Consider the following 18,203-nt stretch of genomic DNA (forward strand, 5'->3'; position numbering starts at 1 on the left):
ACAGACCATCTCCGCGGGATACACGCGGTTCTCTCCTGGATTTTTCTTATGATTATACTATTATTTCATATGATTTGCAAAAATATAACGATTTGTTTACAATTTTTTTCTTGCGCCGGCTTTTCCTCCGGATGCAGGCCCTGCGGCGTTTTTTCCGGCCTGCCCCGGCTCCCCCACTTCCACTGTTTTTCATCTCCAAAACGTTCCTTTTGGGTCTGCAAAAATTGACTTTTTCCCCATTTTGCTATATACTGCGGATAAGTACCGGTATGGCAGTGCCGGCTGCGGAGGTTTTACATGTCAATTTATAAAAAGAAAAAAGACGACGAAATCAATCCTAACAGGAAATATAAAGGGATTCTTTATACGACGCAGAAACCAAATTTTTCGGATGAAGACCTGACCCCGATCGGCTCAAGGAGCAGGCGCGCACGCAACCGGAAGAAGCCTGGGAAGCTGGCCGAGATTTTTTCCTCGCTTTCCACGACCAAAACGTCGGGAATCTCGCGTAAGCGCGGCGGGAAAAGGGCGGCTGCGGCAGCTTCCTCCAATCCTGTGCAAAGTACGTCCGGTTCCGGTCGTGTTGTTTTCACAGGCGGACGCAGCGGCAGGAACGCGGGTGGGCGCAGCGGCGGTATACGCGACCATTTTTTCCGCAATATCGCGGTCGTCTGCGCGGCCATCGTGATTACTTCGTGTATCGCGATCCCTACATCCTTTGCCAAACCCACGACAGAAATCACACTAAATGACAACGGACGCGTATTGCAGGCATCTACCAGCGCGCGCACCGTACAGGAATTTTTGGATGACAACGGCGTTACGATCGGCTCCGACGATATCGTATCCACCGATCTTTCTTCCGCCGTTTATGAAGGACAGTCCATCACGATCTACCGCGCCATGCCCCTGACAATCAAGAGCAACGGGCAGGAGATCGAGGTCAGCATCGTAGCCGGACATACCGTGCAGGATGCCCTCGATAAAGCGGGCGTCGTGATTGCGCCGGACGACGAGGTCTATCCCTCTCCCGATTCACTTGTGCGTTCGGGTATGGTGATCGACCATATTATCGTTACCACGCAGGAAACGACGGAAACACAGCCGATTCCGTTTGAAAATACGACCCGCGAAAATGACAAGCTTGAAAAGGGCAAGACGCAGATCGTTCAGGAAGGCGCAGAAGGCGTTCTGCAGATCACTTACAAAGAGCTTTATAAAAACGGGGCGCTGATCTCGCGCGACTCTATTTCGGAAGACGTGATCCAGCAGCCCGTTAACCAAATCATGGAAGTCGGTACTTATGTAAAGCCAGAGCCGACGCCAGAGCCCAAGAAGTCCACGTCCGGCAGTTCCGGAAAGAAAAACAGCAGCAGCTCTTCCAATAAAGGAAGCAGCTCCAATAAGGGAAGCTCTTCGGGCAGCAGCAACAAAGGCGATACCGACCTCGACGGCAAGCAGGGCATGAAGTTCCAGCTCACCGCATATTGTTCTTACTGCAACAGCGGCAGTAAAACTTCCTCCGGCACGTATCCTTCGGCAGGCCGGACAGTTGCCTGCAACTCGCTTCCGCTCGGCACGCGGATCTATATCGATGGATACGGCGAATACGTCGTGGAAGACCGCGGCGGTATGGGCGGAAATGTCATCGATATCTATATGGGCGACCAGCCGAACGATGATGCCTGCAACGCTTTTGGACGGAAGCACGGCGTTACCGTTTACGTCATCGGCTAAAGGGAATTTGCAACGGCGGGAGCATCCTTCCCGCCGTTTTTGTCTGCAACAAAAAGGAGCATGTATGGTAAACGTCACATCCCCGCGCGAAATCACACAGTTATTAAGCGAGAATAACCTGTCCCCGCTAAAAAAGTTCGGGCAAAATTTTCTGTGCGATGAAAATATCGTGGGCAAGATCGCGGGCGGTATCGGCCTTGCGGAAAGCGATTATGTCCTCGAGATCGGCACCGGCCTCGGCGCGCTTACGCGCGCGCTTTCCGTCCGTGCCAAAAAAGTTGTTTCGGTGGAGATCGATACCGGCCTGCTTGCGCTGCACTCAAAAACGCTAAGCGGCTTTTCCAATGTCACGGTTATAGAAGGCGATATTTTAAAATGCGACCTGCAGGAAATATGCCGGACATATTTTGGCGGGCGGCCCTTCCATGTGTGCGGGAACCTTCCCTATTATATCACCAGCAAAATCCTGATGATGCTCCTGGAAAGCGAGGCCCCCATCCTAAGCATCACCGCCATGGTACAAAAAGAGGTCGCACAGCGCCTGTGCGCCCAGCCCGGGGATACGGACTATAGCTCCCTTACCGCCTCCTGTTTGTATTACGGCCGTCCGGAAATCCTTTTCGAGGTCTCCCGGAATTGTTTTTATCCCGCCCCGGACGTAGACTCTGCCATCCTACGCTTTTCCCTTGATGAGCCGCTGTGCGACGTACCGCGAGAGAAGTATGTCAAAATCGTGCGCGCCGCTTTTTCCATGCGGCGCAAAACGCTGCTGAACAATTTAAAGTCGCTCGGCAGCGCAGACTCTGTAATTACAATTTTAAAAAATTGCAATATCGATCCTAAAACACGGGCCCAAAGCCTTACTCCCGTTCAATTTTGCAGTTTAGCAAAAGAATTCTTTCAGAAATAAGTGTTTTTCTTGTAATATTTTTCACAATTTGTTTTACAAATCCTCCCTATCGTAGTATAATTAACTTTAATCATCATTTATTACAAAAACAATCGGATTTTAGGAGGTTACTATGGAAACGTATGGTTTGGAAAAGTTAGGGATCTTGAATCCCACGGCAGTTTGGCGCAACCTCTCCCCCGCGGCGCTCGTGGAAGCGGCGCTTAGAAGGGGCGAAGGCCAGTTGAGTGACAAAGGCGCGCTCGTCGTTACCACAGGGAAATACACGGGGCGTTCTCCCGAGGATAAATTCGTCGTCGATACCCCCGGTATCCACGATGACATCAAATGGGGCAAAATCAATGTTCCCATCGAAAAAGCGAAATTCGACGCGATCAAGGAGAAGCTGTGCGCTTACCTTCAGAACCGCGAAGTCTTTATTTTTGACGGTTTTGCAGGCGCCGATCCGGCATACACGAAGAAATTCCGTATCATCAATGAACTTGCAAGCGAGAACCTGTTCATTCACCAGCTTCTGATCCGTCCTACGGCAGACCAGCTCGCGTCCTACGGCGAGGCGGATTTTACGATCATCGCCGCGCCCGGTTTCAAATGTATCCCCGAAGTGGACGGCGTACACAGCGAAGCCGCAATCATGATTGATTACGAGGCAAAGCTGGTGGTCATCGCCGGTTCGCAATATGCCGGCGAAATTAAAAAGAGCGTATTCTCGGTCATGAACTATCTCATGCCTAAGGAAAGCAACGTCCTGCCCATGCACTGCTCTGCCAACATGGACCCGCAGACAGGCGAAACGGCAGTTTTCTTCGGTCTTTCCGGTACGGGCAAAACGACGCTGTCCGCCGACCCGAACCGCAAACTCATCGGTGATGACGAGCACGGCTGGTCTGAGCACGGCATTTTTAACTTTGAGGGCGGCTGTTACGCAAAAACAATCAACCTCGATCCCGAGGGCGAGCCTGAAATTTACAATGCGATCAAATTCGGCAGCCTTGTCGAAAACGTGATCATTGATCCCGTGACGCGCGTGCCCGATTTCTTTGACGGCAGCCTCACGGAAAATACCCGTGTGGGCTATCCGGTAGACTTTATTTCCAACGCCGCTATCCCGGGCGTAGGCGATATACCGAAAGTTATGATCTTCCTGACAGCCGACGCATTCGGCGTTTTGCCGCCCATCAGCAGACTGGATGAAAATGCTGCGATGTATCACTTTGTAACGGGTTTCACGTCCAAGCTGGCCGGTACGGAGCGCGGCGTCACGGAGCCGCAGCCGACTTTCTCCACCTGCTTCGGCGCGCCGTTCATGCCTCTTGACCCCGCCGTATACGCGGAAATGCTGGGCGAACGCCTCAAAAAGTACAATACCAAGGTATATCTCGTCAATACAGGCTGGTCCGGCGGCCCTTATGGGGTCGGCAGCCGCATGAAGCTGAAATATACCCGCGCAATGATCACCGCAGCTTTGAACGGCGAACTGGAAAAAGCAGCGTATCAGCATGACGATGTGTTCAATGTAGACGTTCCGCAAAGCTGCCCGGATGTCCCGGACGAGATCATGAACCCGCGCGACACATGGCAGGATAAAGCCGCTTATGACGAATCCGCGAAGAAGCTCGCAAAAATGTTTGCAGACAACTTCTCATCCAAATACCCGAACATGCCTAAAAACATCACGGACGCCGGCCCGAGAGGCTGATGTCCTGGAAAAATTACACCAAAAAGACGCCGGTCATGATGACCGGCGTCTTTTTTATTATTCTGAAATAAATAAAGGTTTAAAGGGATTAATATAGAATTAATATAATATGGGATAGGTTATAAATTTATCTTTATCATATATCATAGTGTGTTTTAAATCATTTATCGAATACTATTTTAGGAGGCTTTGGGCATGTCAACAAAACAAAACTATGCATGGGGCGAGATCAAAAAGGGTACGTATTTCTCGGCTATGCGCACGATCATTGAAACGGGCTTTTACGGCAACAACGTTTATCCCGTAGAATCGTTAAAGGAAGCGTATAAGCTTGCTTACGATTCCCCTGGTACCGTTGTGACGGATCTTCCGGTCTACGAGCCGGAAAAAACGGGCCTTCCGGCAGACGCGAAAATCCTGCTCTTTAACGACGGCAACGTCGGCGGACGCGCAGCGGCGGCGCGCTGTATCCTCGGCAGCAACGACTATTACGGCAACCCCGTAACGGAAGCAAAGTTCGGCCCGATCATCCGCGAAGCGATCTACCAGACGCGCAACCGGGCGCTTTACCACGCGCAGGCGTATATCGGCCTGGCGCCCGAATTTATGGTAAAAGCGCACCTGTGCATCCCGGAAGGCGAAGAGAACATCATGTATTCCTGGCTGTATAACTTCCAGTACCTGACGGAAGAATACTACAAAATGTACAGTGAATCCAAAGAGATCCCGGAAGGCGACCTTTACATCTTCTCCGACCCGCAGTGGTCCCACCCGGACTTCCCCATGGGGCTCGCGTTCTTTGCGCCCGAGCACAACTGCGCCTGCCTGCTCGGTATGCGCTATTTCGGCGAACACAAGAAGGGCACGCTTACGCTCGCCTGGGGCGTTGCCAACCGCAACGGTTTCGTTTCCTGCCACGGCGGCCAGAAGCGCTATAACTTAAAAGACGGCAGCAAGTTCGTAGCCGGCGTGTTCGGCCTTTCCGGCAGCGGTAAATCCACGATCACGCACGCACACCACGGCGGGAAATACGATATTACAGTTCTGCACGACGATGCTTTCGTCATCGACAGGAACGACGCTTCCTCCGTGGCCCTCGAGCCTGCGTACTTTGATAAAACGCAGGATTATCCGATGGATTCCGAAGACAACAAATACCTCGTTACCGTACAGAACAACGGTGTAACGCTGGACGATCAGGGACACAAAGTCCTCGTTACGGAGGATATCCGCAACGGCAACGGCCGCGCGATGAAATCCAAGCTGTGGAGCCCGAACAGGGTAGACGTTTTCCACGAGCCTGCCAACGCGATCATCTGGCTGATGAAAGACCCGACGCTGCCGCCGGTCATGAAGATCGACGATCCGGTGCTCGCTTCCACGATGGGCGCGACACTGGCAACAAAGCGCACAACGGCGGAGCGCCTTGCGCCCGGCGTCGATCCGGACGCCCTCGTTGTCGAGCCGTATGCAAACCCCTTCCGTACCTACAGGCTGGCGGACGACTATGTCGGTTTCCGTTCCCTGTTCGCGGACAAAGGCCTCGATTGCTATATCTTCAACACAGGCCACTTCGGCGAGAAGAAAGTTACGCCCCAAATCACGCTGGGCAGTCTCGAAGCGATCATCGAAGGCACGGCTGCCTTCACATCCTTTGGCAACATCGACGGTATGAGCTATCTGCCCGTTGACGGTTTTGACCCGGACTTCAAGGATGCGGAATACAAAAAGCAGCTTGTCGCGCGTATGAAAGACAGGATCGACTTTATCTCCTCCAGGGACGAATTCAATAAGCTACCTGGCGAAACGCTTGACGTACTCAAAAAAGTTGTGGAGCAGGCAGAAAAAATCTGACCCCATAGCCCGCTGTAAGGCGAAAACAAAAACCGACGGGATATACCCGTCGGTTTTTCATTGCCGTTTTCTTAGTACTCAGGCATGCCCATAGCGGATTCCTTTGTAAAGCGAGGTCGCACTGTCCAGTACAAAGGCAAAGATCAGGATACAGCCGAAGAAACGGGTGAAGTAGCCAAAGAACGTACTCAGCGTAGCTGCGGAGCCGCCAAAGAACTGCGGGTTGATCGCCGCTGCCTGGCTGATCATATCCATGTTCCAGATAGCCGGGTTGAAGAAGATCGCGCAGGAAATGATCAGCGCCGCCACATTCAATACCGTTGTCACGATCCCCAGCCACAGCGTGTGCCTGCCCACCGCCACACGCAGCACTTCGCGAATGATGCCAAGGATAAAGCAGATATTGAACAGCGGCAGGAAAGCCTGCAGGGTTCCAAGGTTAAAGAGCGGGACAAAGTGCAGGACGCCGCTTGCATCGGTAAGCCAGAAGCTCATCAGGTAAGGAACAAAATTGAAGAGGATAATGACCGCCACCGTAAAGACAATGCCCGCGATGGAATCCCCCTTTTTGATCATGGCTTTTTCCGTGGGGATCGGCCTGTCCTTTAAATCCTGCGGCTTCCACGCGTCCGACACCGCCTCTTTTATATTGACCTTGAGAGAACAACGTTCGATGATCACAAAAATGATCGTTACCCAGGCAAAGCCCTGCACAAGTCCCATGATGATATTGGCGGCCGCTTCGCCTACGCCCAGGGCAGTATTGCCGATCAATTGCGCCTGCGTAGTACCCGCCGCATCGATCATCCACGCCGCGCCCTGTACAATGGAAGCGATGGCCATGCCGACCGTCACCGCGATAAGCACGATTTTCAACACAAACCAGTATTGTTCATAATATTCCGGCCCGATGAGGTACTGTTTATCGTCCCTGTATTTTCCCGCCAATGCAGAAGGCGCACCCAGTTCCTTTAATACGTCCTCTGCATTTTCCTGTTCCGTCTTCCCGTTTTCCGTCCGTTCCTCCAGCATATCGTCGATCAAACCCTGCAGCTCGCGGCTGATGTCCTTTCGCTGCGCCGAAGGAAGCCGCCGCACCACATCATATATATACCGGTCGATCATTTCCCGTGTCGTCATTTATTCGTCCTCCCCTGTTATGCTCCCGATGGTCTTCGTCATCTCTTTCCATTGCGCCAGCAGCTTATCATACACTTCCTGCCCCTGCCGCGTGATCGCGTAATATTTACGCGGCTTGGCCCCTTCCGTTTCCCATTCGCTTTTTAAAAGCCCCTGCTTTTCCAGCCTTCTAAGCAGCGGATAAAGCGTGCCCGCCTCCGTGGGCATACCTGCCTGCGTCAGGCGCTGTACCAGCGAATAGCCATAGCGCGGTTTTTTAAGCTGCGCGAGTACGCACATCACGATCGTGCCTCGCCGCAGCTCCTGCGTCAACCCGTTCAAAATCTCTTCCGGCGTATCCATAACTGTGTCACCTCCAATAGTGTGTATCGCACACTATAGTTGGATTATACTGTACATCGCACACTATTGTCAAGCGCTCACTATAAATTCCTCGATAAAAAAACAGCCCGGAAGGGTTATGTTCCGGGTTGTTTTTTGTTGGGGCAACCTGTTACGCAAAAAATTTTTCTGCATAAATATTCATCAAGGTCGCTCTATATGCGTTTTTACAAAACACTGAATGAAATTTTATCCAGTTTTTACATTCACACTTTTTTTCAGCATTTTATAATTTATTCATAAAATGCGACCTGATATGCATGAAGTTATCCCACTTATCCACATAGTCATACACAATTGCTTTTATTAAGCCTTTTTTTCATCAAGCTATCCACCGACTTATCCACATCCTCCACAATTATGCATTTTGGAATAATTTGCACAGAAATGTGTATATGCATAAATATTCCATTATGCCCCCTGGCTTAGCAGCCTGTCCGCCAACAGGGCGATAAACTCCCCGTTGGTAGGCTTATGCCCGCTGCTGTTAACGCGGAATCCCAGTGCTTTGTCGAGGGCATCCATATTTCCCCGCTCCCACATCACTTCGATGGCATGGCGGATCGCCAGCTCCACCTTGGTCGCCGTTACATCGAACCGTTTCGCTACCTCCGGGTACAGCTTTTTCGTAATGCTGTAAACGATCATCCTGTCCTCCACCGCAAGGCGAACCGCTTCCTTTAAGTACTGGTACCCTTTGAGGTGCGGCGGTACGCCGATCGCCAGGAACAGGTCCGTAATACGTTGGTTGATATCCGCGCTGTCCTTCACGAGCACCGCTCCCCCGTCTTTGTTTTCCCCCGGCTGGCTTAAACGCACCACGTCCCAGATCCTGCGGTACATGATCTCTTCCTGAAACGGCTTGATCATATAATATTTGGCGCCCAACAAAAAGCTTTTGCGGATCACTTCCTCGTTGTTGATGGCAGAAACGACGATCGCATCCGGATGGGATACTTCCCGCATATTCGCCATACGTTCCAAAAAGCCAAACCCGTCGCACGAAGGCATCACCAAATCGAGGACTACGACGTCATACTGTACGAGCCGCAGCATCTCCAGCGCCTCTTCCGCCGACTGGACCTGGTCTACCTGATGGATATCTTCCTGTTTTTTTAAATATTTTTCCAAATGTTCCGCTGTCTTTCGGTCATCTTCCACGATCAATACGTCCAAAGCTTCCAGCATCCCTTTACCTCCATGTAAAAATTCCCTAAAAAAAGTACTTATATATTAATATATTCATGGGAACGTCAAAATATTACAGATTTTGAAAAAGTTTTTTTATCAGGACTGTACTTTTTAGGCAGAACGTGTATAATTGGAATTGATTTAAATATAATTCTTCATTTACAGGAGAAGAGTTTTGCGTATTCTGAAAAAACGGAAAGCCCTGAATCCGGCTGAAATACTGGTTTTCGGGTTTGGTGGTATGATCTTAATAGGTGCGCTGTTGTTATGCCTGCCGATTGCTTCGACCTCTGGTGAATCGGTGGGTTTTTTAACGGCTCTTTTTTCATCCACCTCCGCCATCTGCGTGACCGGCCTCACCGTTGTCGAGATCGGCACGGCTTATACGCTTTTCGGCCAGTTCGTCATGCTGATAATGATCCAGCTCGGCGGCATTGGCTTTATGACCGCGACCTCCATGGTCTATATGCTGCTCGGGCGGCGCATCACTTTAAAAGACCGCCTCGTGATCCGCGATTCCCTGAATGAGTCCAACCTGCAGGGCGTTGTCCGCATGACACGAAACGTCCTGATCGTCACCCTCATTTCAGAGGTGGCGGGGATGCTTTTATTATCCATCCGTTTCATCCCGGAATACGGGGTCAGCACAGGCATCTATTACAGCCTGTTCCATTCCGTTTCCGCATTCTGTAATGCCGGGTTCGATATTCTGGGGCTGGGCGACAGCATCGTGTCGTACGGCAAAGACCCGCTCGTCCTTTCGACCATCATGGGCCTCATCATTATAGGAGGGCTCGGCTTCTTCGTCGTGGTGGAGCTTTACCGCAAGGCGAGGCAAGGGCATAAATACCGTTTTTCCCTGCACACAAAAATCGTTCTCATCGCCACCGGCATCTTATTGTTGGGCGGCTTTATTTTCTTCCTCGTTATGGAGTCCGGCAACCCTAAAACATTGGGCGCACCCGGCTTTACCGACGGGGATAAAGTCCTGGGGGCAGCCTTCCAGTCCGTAACGACGCGTACGGCCGGGTTCGCAAGCATCCCGCAGGCAGACCTGACGCCTGCCTCCAAGATCGCTACCGTGGCCCTGATGTTCATCGGCGCCTCGCCCTCAGGCACGGGCGGCGGGATCAAAACCACGACAGCCATCATGCTCTTAGCGCTCATTATCACGGTCATCCGCGGCAAGCAGGATGTTGTGCTCGGCAAACGGCGTATCAATAAACAGCTCGTGATGCGTGCCATCACGATCATCACCCTGGCCATGCTTTCCGTCGCCGTTATGACCACGCTGATCTCTGTCTTTGACCAACACCACATCAGCGTATCCGATATCCTCTACGAGGTGACTTCCGCTTTCGGCACGGTTGGGCTTTCGTGCGGCATTACCGCGGCGTTGTCCCCCGCAAGCCAGATTTTGCTGATCCTGACGATGTTTGGCGGCAGGGTCGGTTTCTTTACCGTATCCCTCGCGCTTGCAAAACGCATGTCCCGCCAGCAAAGCTGTAACTACCGTTATCCGGAAGATAAGATCATGATCGGTTAGGTATAAATATTATGGCAGGCCGTCCGCCATCAAGACGGCAAATGGAGAAGTTATGAAAAAACAATATGTAGTCATTGGGCTGGGCCGCTTTGGTACCAGTGTTGCAAGAACCCTGGTGGAGCAGGATGCCGATGTGCTCGTCATCGACAAAAATGAAGAGAAGATCAATGACGCCATGCACTATGCGACGCACGGCGTACAGGCAGACGCTACGGATGAAAACGCGTTAAAATCGCTCGGCATCCGTAATTTTGACGTTGCCTGCGTATGCCTCGGCGAAATCCAATCCAGCATCATGGCCGCCCTCATCTGTAAGGAGCAGGGCATCGACCTGGTGGTCGTCAAAGCGCAGAGCGAGGTGCATGCGAAGGTGCTCTATAAGATGGGGGTCGATAAAGTCGTATTCCCGGAACGCGATATGGGCATCCGCGTCGCACACAACCTTCTCTCGTCCAATATCCTTGACTTCATCGAGCTTTCGGACGACTATGGCATCGCCGAACTCGAAGCACACGCAGCCTGGGTAGGCGAAACGCTCATCGATTTGGATTTCCGTAAAAAATACGGACTCAGCGTGATTGCGATCCGTCACGGCGAAACGGACGTCAACGTCAACCCGCTCCCGGGCGACCGCATTTCCGCGGGCGATGTGGTGATCGTGATCGGCTCGGAAGAGCAAATCAGCAAGCTTGAAGAAAACAAATAAAAAAGCTATCAAAAAAACGGCCGAAACGGCCGTTTTTTCATTGCAGGATCACTGACCATATTTTCCTGCCGCCCTGATCTGGCGGCAGGGAAATTCTTATTTACAGGATCTCGCCGGATTCCCTTTTATCTTGCTTGCCTTTCATAAAACCGATCCAGATCACGGCAGCAATCGCGGCGCCGATCAGCGGAGCCACGATGAACAACCATACCTGCCCGAGTGCTTCGCCGCCCATAAAGATCGCCGGGGCAAGGCTTCTTGCCGGATTAACGGACGTCCCTGTCAGCGGGATCCCGATGATGTGCACAAAAGCAAGCGTCAGACCGATCACGATACCGGCAACCGATCCCATCTTTTCAGAAGATGTTACGCCCAAGACCGTCAATACGAAAACGAAAGTCAGAATCACTTCCACAACAAACGCGCCGCCCATGGAGAGTCCTACGAAAGAAGCGTCGCCGAAGCCGTCCTGCCCAAGGCCCGTCTGCGCAATGCCGCCCAGCTCAGCGCTGTTTACGATGAACATCAGGATTGCGCTCGCCAAGATCGCGCCCAACACCTGTGCGACCACATAGCCGATGAAATCCTTACCGCTCATGCGCCTTGAAAGAAGCATTGCAAACGACACCGCCGGATTGATGTGGCAGCCGGAAATGTTGCCGATGCAATACGCCATCGCCACGATAGAAAGGCCAAACGCGAGCGCGATACCCACGACCCCCGTCACTCCGCCGATCCCGCCCGAAAGCGCCGCCGTCCCGCAGCCAAACAGCACGAGAACAAACGTTCCGATGAATTCAGCAAGATACTTTTTCATAAAATGATACCTCCTATAATATAAAGAACTTATAATTACCGTGTTTCGATGGCTTTTTTCAAGTTTTTCCCTGCCTTGAAAGCAGGGTTTTTCGTTGCACCGATCTTAATCATCTCCCCTGTGCGCGGGTTCTTACATTGTCTTGCGGCACGCGTGCGTACCTCAAAGGTTCCAAAGCCCACAAACTGCACCTTTTCATTCTTTGCCAGCGTCTGTGCAATGCTATCCAGCAAGGCATCGGTCATTACTTCGACGTCCTTTTTCATGAATCCCGTTCTTTCGGCAACCTTTTCAACCAAACACTTCTTATTCATACTTTTCCTCCTCAATATACATTCTATAAAACAAACGATGGCCTGCGTGCTTCGTATTGCTTACAGCCAGCAAATTTGATATTAAACAGCTAAACACGATATGTATACAATGGTTACTATACCCTTTTTACATTGTATTCATTAAAGGTAAAAAAGTCAATATATGCCTCTTGTTTTTACTGTTTCTGTCGCTTTTTTACCGTTCAAAATCTAATTTTACAGCCATTTTTTGCGTTTCGCTCATTGTAACTTCAATATCGCTATAGTATAATACTTACCAGGAGTGGAATGATACATTGGAAAAAAAGAAATCGCAACCGCGTTCCCTTAAGGAGGAATTGATTGCGGGCAGTTTGATGTTTTTAAATGATCACCGCTTGGAAGAACTTACCATGCGTAAACTGGCGGCTCTTTGCCATGTCACTCCGCATGCCATATATAATCATTTCGCAGATAAAGATGCACTGATCGAGGCGCTGAATGAACGTATTTTGGCGCAGTTGACCTCTACAGCGACAGAAATTGTGCTGTGTTCCTCCCAGAATTTTGAGCAGAAGATCGCTTTGCTGGCCAATATTTACCTGACGCTCATCGAAAAATATCCTTTTCACTGGCAGGTTTTGCAGCAGCCACAAGTCACAAAAACGCCTGCCTATATCCTTGAGCCCGGTGATAAAGGGCTTGTTTGCAAAGGGAAGTATCCCGGATTCCCCAGCCTGAAAACCCTGAACCGTTTCAGCAAGCTCCCCGCCCCTATTATCGATGCCCTTCTGAAAAAGAAGGATTTTAGGGCGCGTATTTCTTCTGCGATCCCCGCAGAGCTGGAGCCTGCCGAAGACGACCCTGAGGTGTGCCTTGGGCAGATCACGGTTTTTGCATTCATATACGGCCTTTCCTTTGTGTTCGCTGACAAACGCCTCTTTGCGGACGAAAACCGCGAGGAGACGGTCAACCAACTGGTAAAATATTTTTTTAAAAGATATTTCTGACGCGAGGGGGCAATCGTTTATGGAACCGACGGCAAAAAAAACGAGGAATATACAAAACCTGCTGCTGGAAACAACGATCCGCCATATCGAAGCCTATGGGGTCGATAAGATTTCCCTGCGCAAAATTGCGGCGGAATGTGGTGTCACACATGCGACCGCCTATAAATATTATGAAAATAAAAATGCCCTCATCGGGGCGACGATTCCTTATGTACTTGCGCATATGTATCCTTATATCAACCGTGCCGTAAAAAAGGCCTCTGACGAAGAACCCTTTGTTGCTTTGCTCAAGGCCTATGTGCGCTATATGGTCAAGCATCCCCAATACCATTATTTGCTTCATCCGGATGCGCCCGGCCAAACTTTCTGGCCGGCAGGCCATGCGCTTTACAGGAATTCATATGACGGCCATCCCTATATGGAGATCATGAATGGCTATCTGGAAAAATGCAAGGTTCCAAAGAATGAATATCCTTTGCTTGTCCCGCTGGTATCATCCGTGGTCAACGGCCTTATCCTTCTGGCCAACAAACATTCGCTCGTATATAAAGGCGATCAAGGCGATTTGGTCGACCTCTTAGTCCTGACGCCCCTGAAGCTGAAGCCGAAAGGAAAACGGAAAACCCGTTGATCCTTTATTTACGGGATTTTTGCAGAAAAATGAGAAAATAGCTTGTTAGCATGCCTGTTTTGTGATAAAATAGTTTTCGCTGTAAAGAAAATATATTTGGACAGATGGCTGAGTTGGCTTAAGGCGCACGATTGGAAATCGTGTGAACGTTAATAGCGTTCCGGGAGTTCGAATCTCCCTCTGTCCGCCAGAAAAACCGCAATCATGCGGTTTTTTCTTTTGCCCGGTATCACCTACAGATTTTATATAATCTTTGACTTGGCATATATTTTTGTATACACCATATAACTAAATGACAGAAACTGCAAGAATACAGTGAATGTGTTATAGTTATAATGATACTGAATAATTTTAAATTATAAAAAATGCAATTCATACAAATAAAAGGATGGTATAGATTATGAAAAGAGTATTGATTGTAATTCTGTGTTGTGTTTTTTCACTTTCAATTCTTGCAGGCTGTTTTGCTTCGCCCGAACAAGAAGCCCCAAGCCCTAGTCCGTCTGAAGTTGCGGTCGCTTCCATTACACCGTCTCCGTCTGCTACAATGACGCATTCTGCTGCACCAACGGCTACCCCTACTCCTAAGGTAAGCGCAACTCCGTCGCCTTCGGCTACTCCATCTGCAACAAAAAAGCCCAATTCTAAAACATCTAACACATCTTCCGGATCGTCGACATCAAATAATCAAGTTGGTACGCCTTCACCGGAACCGATTACAACGCCAGAGCCTACATTTGTGCCGACTCCTCAACCTACACCGATACCCACACCCGCACCTACTCCTGATCCAACACCCGATCGTCGCGCGGAGTACGAGGCAGAGCTTTTTGCTCTCGAATTAGAATATAACAAAACCAATGATGAGATAACTTCTCAGATGCAGGATGCATACCTTGCAAAACGCCTTGCTATACGAAATGCAGAGCGTACATTGGGAGATATCCCCGAAAGTGTTATAAACGCAATAGAAGATGATTATCAAAAGGCTATGCGTCCTTTGAACGAGCAAAAATCCGCTCTGGATAGCTGGTATGTGAATGCAAAATCGAATTTAAAAGCCAAATATGGATATTAATATTCGCATGCAATAAAAATTATGGCCTTTCTGTGTTATTAACTGCAAAACTACTGCCAAAGGCAAATGGAGAATGCTCCGTTCGTTTGTTTTTGTGTGCTCTTAGAATAAATATATCATATGAGAACAATAAACGCAGAGTGCCTTTTCAGTAAAAAACCAACGCTTTTTGTAAAAAAATTGATTCTGTACATCTGTTTTTTTACAATAATTATGTTACCGCTTGTGTTCACCGGTCATCCCACTCCTATCATACAGCCGGTGCGGGTTCATGCCCCAAGGTGTGTTCTGGTAGCCCGCAGCCAGTCTGCGGCTACAACACTCGCGGGTCAATCCATATCCCGCGGCGGGTTCAGCAGGATGCGCGATATAAAAACGCCGTCCCGGTAACGAAATTCGGCCAGTCCGTTGTTTTTGGAAACGATGTTCTGTATCGAGGCGATACCAATGCCCTCCTGATTGCGTTTTGCCGACAAGAACCGTCCATTGCCCGAAGGAACAATCTTTCCTTCATAGCTGTTCTTGACCGAAATCGCTACTACGTCCTTGCCCGTAGTTTCTGCACGGATGCTGATAAAACGCGCCCTGCTTTTTTGCCGGGCACATGCCTCCAGCGCATTTTCCAAAATATTTCCCACTACCACACATAACTCCTGGTCGGGCACGGCGAGCGCTTCCGGAAGCTTGATACGGTGTTCAAAGCGGATGTCCTGCGCCGCCGCCAGATCCATATAATAGCGGACGATCGCGTCAGCCGCATAATTTTCACAGATCCGCACATCGCTTTGCTGCAAATCGTCGAGTTCTCCATCGATCATGCTTTCCAGCTTTACAAGCTGCCCCGAACCGATATAGCTTTTCATCAAAAGCAGGTAATGCTTCCTGTCGTGTTGTTTCCTGCCCGCCTCTTCGATCCATGTTCGCAGCGTACGGTATTCGCGCTCCTGCACTGAAAGCAGGATTTTTGAAATACGCAGCTCTTCCTGCAATTCCGCCTGTTTCACCGTCCGCAGCAAAGCTTCCAGGATCACATAATACGAAAGGAACAAGCACGCCGACCAGACAACGATCACCAAGATGGGCGGATCGCCAAGATACTCGGACGGGGAGCTGTAATCAAAGGAAATGACCGCTTTATAAAGAACAAAAAAGAGAAAGGGAACCGCCCACAAAAAATTCCACACCGAAGCACCCGGCGTTTTTTTCTCTTGTTCTACAAGCGGCCGCAACATTTTTCCCAGCATCAGGTACATGAGCGGTGCAACGATGATCAAAACAACCGTATAGGAAACAACGAAAGAAATATCCGTCGGCAAAAAATCATTCAACCAATAAATTTGCAAGACTTTTCCAAGGGAAAAAACACAATCCAGGCATGTCGTGATGAGGAAATAAGTAAAAATGATTTGCGGTATTGCCGCACGGTACATTAAAAACTGCGATGCGATCAGGGCGGCAATGAATACCACCATCGGCAGATTGCGTCCCAGACCTTCCGCCGGCCCATGCACATAGTATAAACAAAGGCAGGCCGCCCCCGCTACGATTGCCGTAAAGATTGCTATTTCTTTGCCTGCGGAAAAACGCATGCGTCCATTAAAAACCACGAAAAAAAAGTACAAATGAAAAAGTGTCGGCGCAATAAAAAACAAAAACGCGAAAGGAAGGCTCATACCCTTTCCTCCCGTTCCATTTCACCAAAAATGTGGTCTGCATATTTCTGGCGGATTTCCTGGTACCATTCCTTTTTGATGGGCACACGCACACCGTCCGTCATCTCAAAATCCCTGTCCTTTAGCATCAGGACATGGTCCAGGTTCACGATGCAGTTGCGGTAACAGCAGAGGAACTGCGGAAAGGAGAGCAGCATAGGCGAAAAATCGGCAAAGGACAGATAACTCTTGACCACTTCCGTCTTCGTGTGGACGTAAATATAATGATTCGCATAGTCCGTATAGATGATATCCTCAAGCAAGACCTTGCGGATCACGCGGCCTTCCTTGATCTCGATATAATGCCGTTTTTTTGCCAGCGCCTTGTCGCACAGGCACATGGTCTGGCAAAATTGTTCGTACGAAAACGGCTTCACTAGGTAATCAAAGGCCCGTACCCGGTAGCTTTTGACCGCATAAGACGAACTCGTGGTCGTAAATACGATCAACACGTCGCCGTCCGTTTCGCGGATTTTTTGGGCGACCTCCATCCCGTCCATCCCCTGCATAAAGATATCGAGAAAAACAAGGTCATACCTGCCGGCGCAAAAGCCGTGCAGGAAAGCGCCGCCGCCCGCCGCGGCAGCCAGCTCATAATCCACGCGGTTTTCCCTGCAATAGCCTGCTATAAAACCGCCAAGTAACTTAAGATCAGGTTTATTGTCGTCCACGATCGCGATTTTCAAGCCAATACTCCCCCTACGGCAACGCCAGGTTACCATCACTTCCAATATTATATTGTATCATATTTCCGTTCGCCGTGTAATTTATCACAACAAAAAAGCCCGCAGGTTTTGCAGGCTTTTTGTGCATCCGCCCTTATTTTTTCTCCAGCTCCTGCATATACCTGTATGCATCCTCCAAGGTTGCGGCGGTTTCCGCATCCTCGCCCTGTTTCCATTCCGTTTTAAGGAAGGTATCCACCATCTTGCACCCCAGCTCCGGCGCCGCAAAAAAGCCGCCCATGCCGAGCACATTGATGTTGTTGAACGTCCTTGCGCGGTCTACCGCATAAACGGATTCGCACAATCCGCAATATACGCCCGGATATTTGTTGGCGATGAGGCTCACACCCATGCCCGTACCGCACATCACGACGCCGCGCTCAAACTTCCCGCTGGAGATCGCTTCCCCCAAATTGCTGCCGACCTGGTAATATTCCACCGGCTGATCCGGGCTGAGCGTCCCCACATCCGTCACCTCAAACCCCAGCTCTTCCAGATGCTTTTTCACAGCCTCTTTCAGCGTAAACCCGCTCAGATCTGAACCAATTACGATTTTTTCCATGGCCTTTGCCTCCTTTGTTTTTGTGTAGTTATGTTGTTTTTATAAAATATGATTTGGTTTTTTACGTTTATTTTTTGTATTTTTATTGTACAACAAAGCATAATCCGCGTCAACCGGACAGGGGAAATCGAGGGGAACGCCTTTTCAAAACACTACATTTTGTGATAAAATAAAATAAATGGAACCAAATCCTGTGGAAGATGCAGAATCT

At 49.8% G+C, this 18,203-nt stretch carries 17 protein-coding genes and 1 tRNA gene; 10 read left to right on the plus strand and 8 right to left on the minus strand.

The features are described from left to right. The first annotated feature begins 297 nt into the window (after window positions 1-297). The 4 genes from BN6471_RS02425 to BN6471_RS02440 all read left to right on the plus strand — a co-directional run bounded on the left by BN6471_RS02425 (window position 298) and on the right by BN6471_RS02440 (window position 6,200). The gene (locus BN6471_RS02425; RefSeq protein ID WP_066645172.1) at window positions 298-1,737 is read left to right on the plus strand and encodes a 3D domain-containing protein; all 1,440 of its coding nucleotides are present in this window, start codon (window positions 298-300) and stop codon (window positions 1,735-1,737) included. Window positions 1,738-1,801: 64 nt separating this feature from the next. Continuing rightward, window positions 1,802-2,647 carry a 16S rRNA (adenine(1518)-N(6)/adenine(1519)-N(6))-dimethyltransferase RsmA gene (gene rsmA / locus BN6471_RS02430; protein WP_066645174.1) on the plus strand — a complete coding sequence of 282 codons (846 nt, stop codon included), beginning with the start codon at window positions 1,802-1,804 and terminating at the stop codon, window positions 2,645-2,647. 112 nt (window positions 2,648-2,759) lie between these two features. Continuing rightward, a complete protein-coding gene (gene pckA / locus BN6471_RS02435; protein ID WP_066645175.1) occupies window positions 2,760-4,346 on the plus strand; it encodes a phosphoenolpyruvate carboxykinase (ATP) in 1,587 nt (528 codons plus the stop codon). A 195-nt stretch (window positions 4,347-4,541) separates the two neighbouring features. Then, entirely contained in the window at window positions 4,542-6,200 is a 1,659-nt protein-coding gene (locus BN6471_RS02440) for a phosphoenolpyruvate carboxykinase (ATP) (RefSeq protein WP_066645176.1), read from the plus strand. A 78-nt stretch (window positions 6,201-6,278) separates the two neighbouring features. Here BN6471_RS02440 and BN6471_RS02445 read toward each other — a convergent pair whose 3' ends face one another. The 3 genes from BN6471_RS02445 to spo0A form a co-directional block, all read right to left on the minus strand. Beyond that, entirely contained in the window at window positions 6,279-7,340 is a 1,062-nt protein-coding gene (locus tag BN6471_RS02445; protein WP_066645177.1) for an HAAS signaling domain-containing protein, read from the minus strand. Next, a complete protein-coding gene (locus BN6471_RS02450) occupies window positions 7,341-7,682 on the minus strand; it encodes a PadR family transcriptional regulator (RefSeq protein WP_066645178.1) in 342 nt (113 codons plus the stop codon). 450 nt (window positions 7,683-8,132) lie between these two features. Then, the gene (gene spo0A / locus BN6471_RS02455; RefSeq protein ID WP_082903288.1) at window positions 8,133-8,909 is read right to left on the minus strand and encodes a sporulation transcription factor Spo0A; all 777 of its coding nucleotides are present in this window, start codon (window positions 8,907-8,909) and stop codon (window positions 8,133-8,135) included. Between the two features lie 178 nt (window positions 8,910-9,087). On the opposite strand from spo0A, the gene BN6471_RS02460 reads away from it, so the two are divergent. Together BN6471_RS02460 and BN6471_RS02465 are read left to right on the plus strand one after the other, a co-directional pair. Further along, window positions 9,088-10,458: a TrkH family potassium uptake protein gene (locus BN6471_RS02460; RefSeq protein WP_066645184.1), complete on the plus strand. Its 1,371-nt coding sequence runs from the start codon at window positions 9,088-9,090 to the stop codon at window positions 10,456-10,458. 52 nt (window positions 10,459-10,510) lie between these two features. After that, entirely contained in the window at window positions 10,511-11,164 is a 654-nt protein-coding gene (locus BN6471_RS02465) for a potassium channel family protein (protein WP_066645189.1), read from the plus strand. Between the two features lie 100 nt (window positions 11,165-11,264). Here BN6471_RS02465 and BN6471_RS02470 read toward each other — a convergent pair whose 3' ends face one another. After that, window positions 11,265-12,014: an MIP family channel protein gene (locus BN6471_RS02470; protein WP_278287588.1), complete on the minus strand. Its 750-nt coding sequence runs from the start codon at window positions 12,012-12,014 to the stop codon at window positions 11,265-11,267. A gap of 2 nt (window positions 12,015-12,016) precedes the next feature. After that, window positions 12,017-12,295, minus strand: coding sequence for an HU family DNA-binding protein (locus tag BN6471_RS02475; protein ID WP_066645191.1), 279 nt, complete (start codon window positions 12,293-12,295; stop codon window positions 12,017-12,019). 296 nt (window positions 12,296-12,591) lie between these two features. Between BN6471_RS02475 and BN6471_RS02480 the strand changes: the two genes are divergently transcribed. From BN6471_RS02480 to BN6471_RS12815, 4 genes are all read left to right on the plus strand, one after another. Beyond that, entirely contained in the window at window positions 12,592-13,284 is a 693-nt protein-coding gene (locus tag BN6471_RS02480; RefSeq protein ID WP_066645192.1) for a TetR/AcrR family transcriptional regulator, read from the plus strand. 19 nt (window positions 13,285-13,303) lie between these two features. After that, the gene (locus BN6471_RS02485; protein ID WP_066645198.1) at window positions 13,304-13,915 is read left to right on the plus strand and encodes a TetR/AcrR family transcriptional regulator; all 612 of its coding nucleotides are present in this window, start codon (window positions 13,304-13,306) and stop codon (window positions 13,913-13,915) included. 98 nt (window positions 13,916-14,013) lie between these two features. Beyond that, a tRNA-Ser gene (locus tag BN6471_RS02490) sits at window positions 14,014-14,105 on the plus strand. A gap of 210 nt (window positions 14,106-14,315) precedes the next feature. Next, entirely contained in the window at window positions 14,316-14,993 is a 678-nt protein-coding gene (locus tag BN6471_RS12815; RefSeq protein WP_147553969.1) for a hypothetical protein, read from the plus strand. A gap of 329 nt (window positions 14,994-15,322) precedes the next feature. Here BN6471_RS12815 and BN6471_RS02505 read toward each other — a convergent pair whose 3' ends face one another. The 3 genes from BN6471_RS02505 to BN6471_RS02515 form a co-directional block, all read right to left on the minus strand. Next, a complete protein-coding gene (locus BN6471_RS02505; RefSeq protein WP_066645204.1) occupies window positions 15,323-16,666 on the minus strand; it encodes an ATP-binding protein in 1,344 nt (447 codons plus the stop codon). Then, window positions 16,663-17,391 (minus strand): LytR/AlgR family response regulator transcription factor, encoded by a 729-nt coding sequence (locus tag BN6471_RS02510; protein WP_066645206.1) that lies wholly within the window; start codon window positions 17,389-17,391, stop codon window positions 16,663-16,665. The genes BN6471_RS02505 and BN6471_RS02510 overlap by 4 nt, the downstream gene beginning before the upstream one ends. Window positions 17,392-17,524: 133 nt before the next feature. Then, on the minus strand, window positions 17,525-17,992 hold the full coding sequence (locus BN6471_RS02515; protein ID WP_066645208.1) for an RpiB/LacA/LacB family sugar-phosphate isomerase: 468 nt from the start codon (window positions 17,990-17,992) through the stop codon (window positions 17,525-17,527). Window positions 17,993-18,203: the final 211 nt, after the last annotated feature.

Origin of the sequence: Christensenella timonensis, assembly GCF_900087015.1 — a bacterium.
GTDB lineage: Bacteria > Bacillota > Clostridia > Christensenellales > Christensenellaceae > Christensenella > Christensenella timonensis.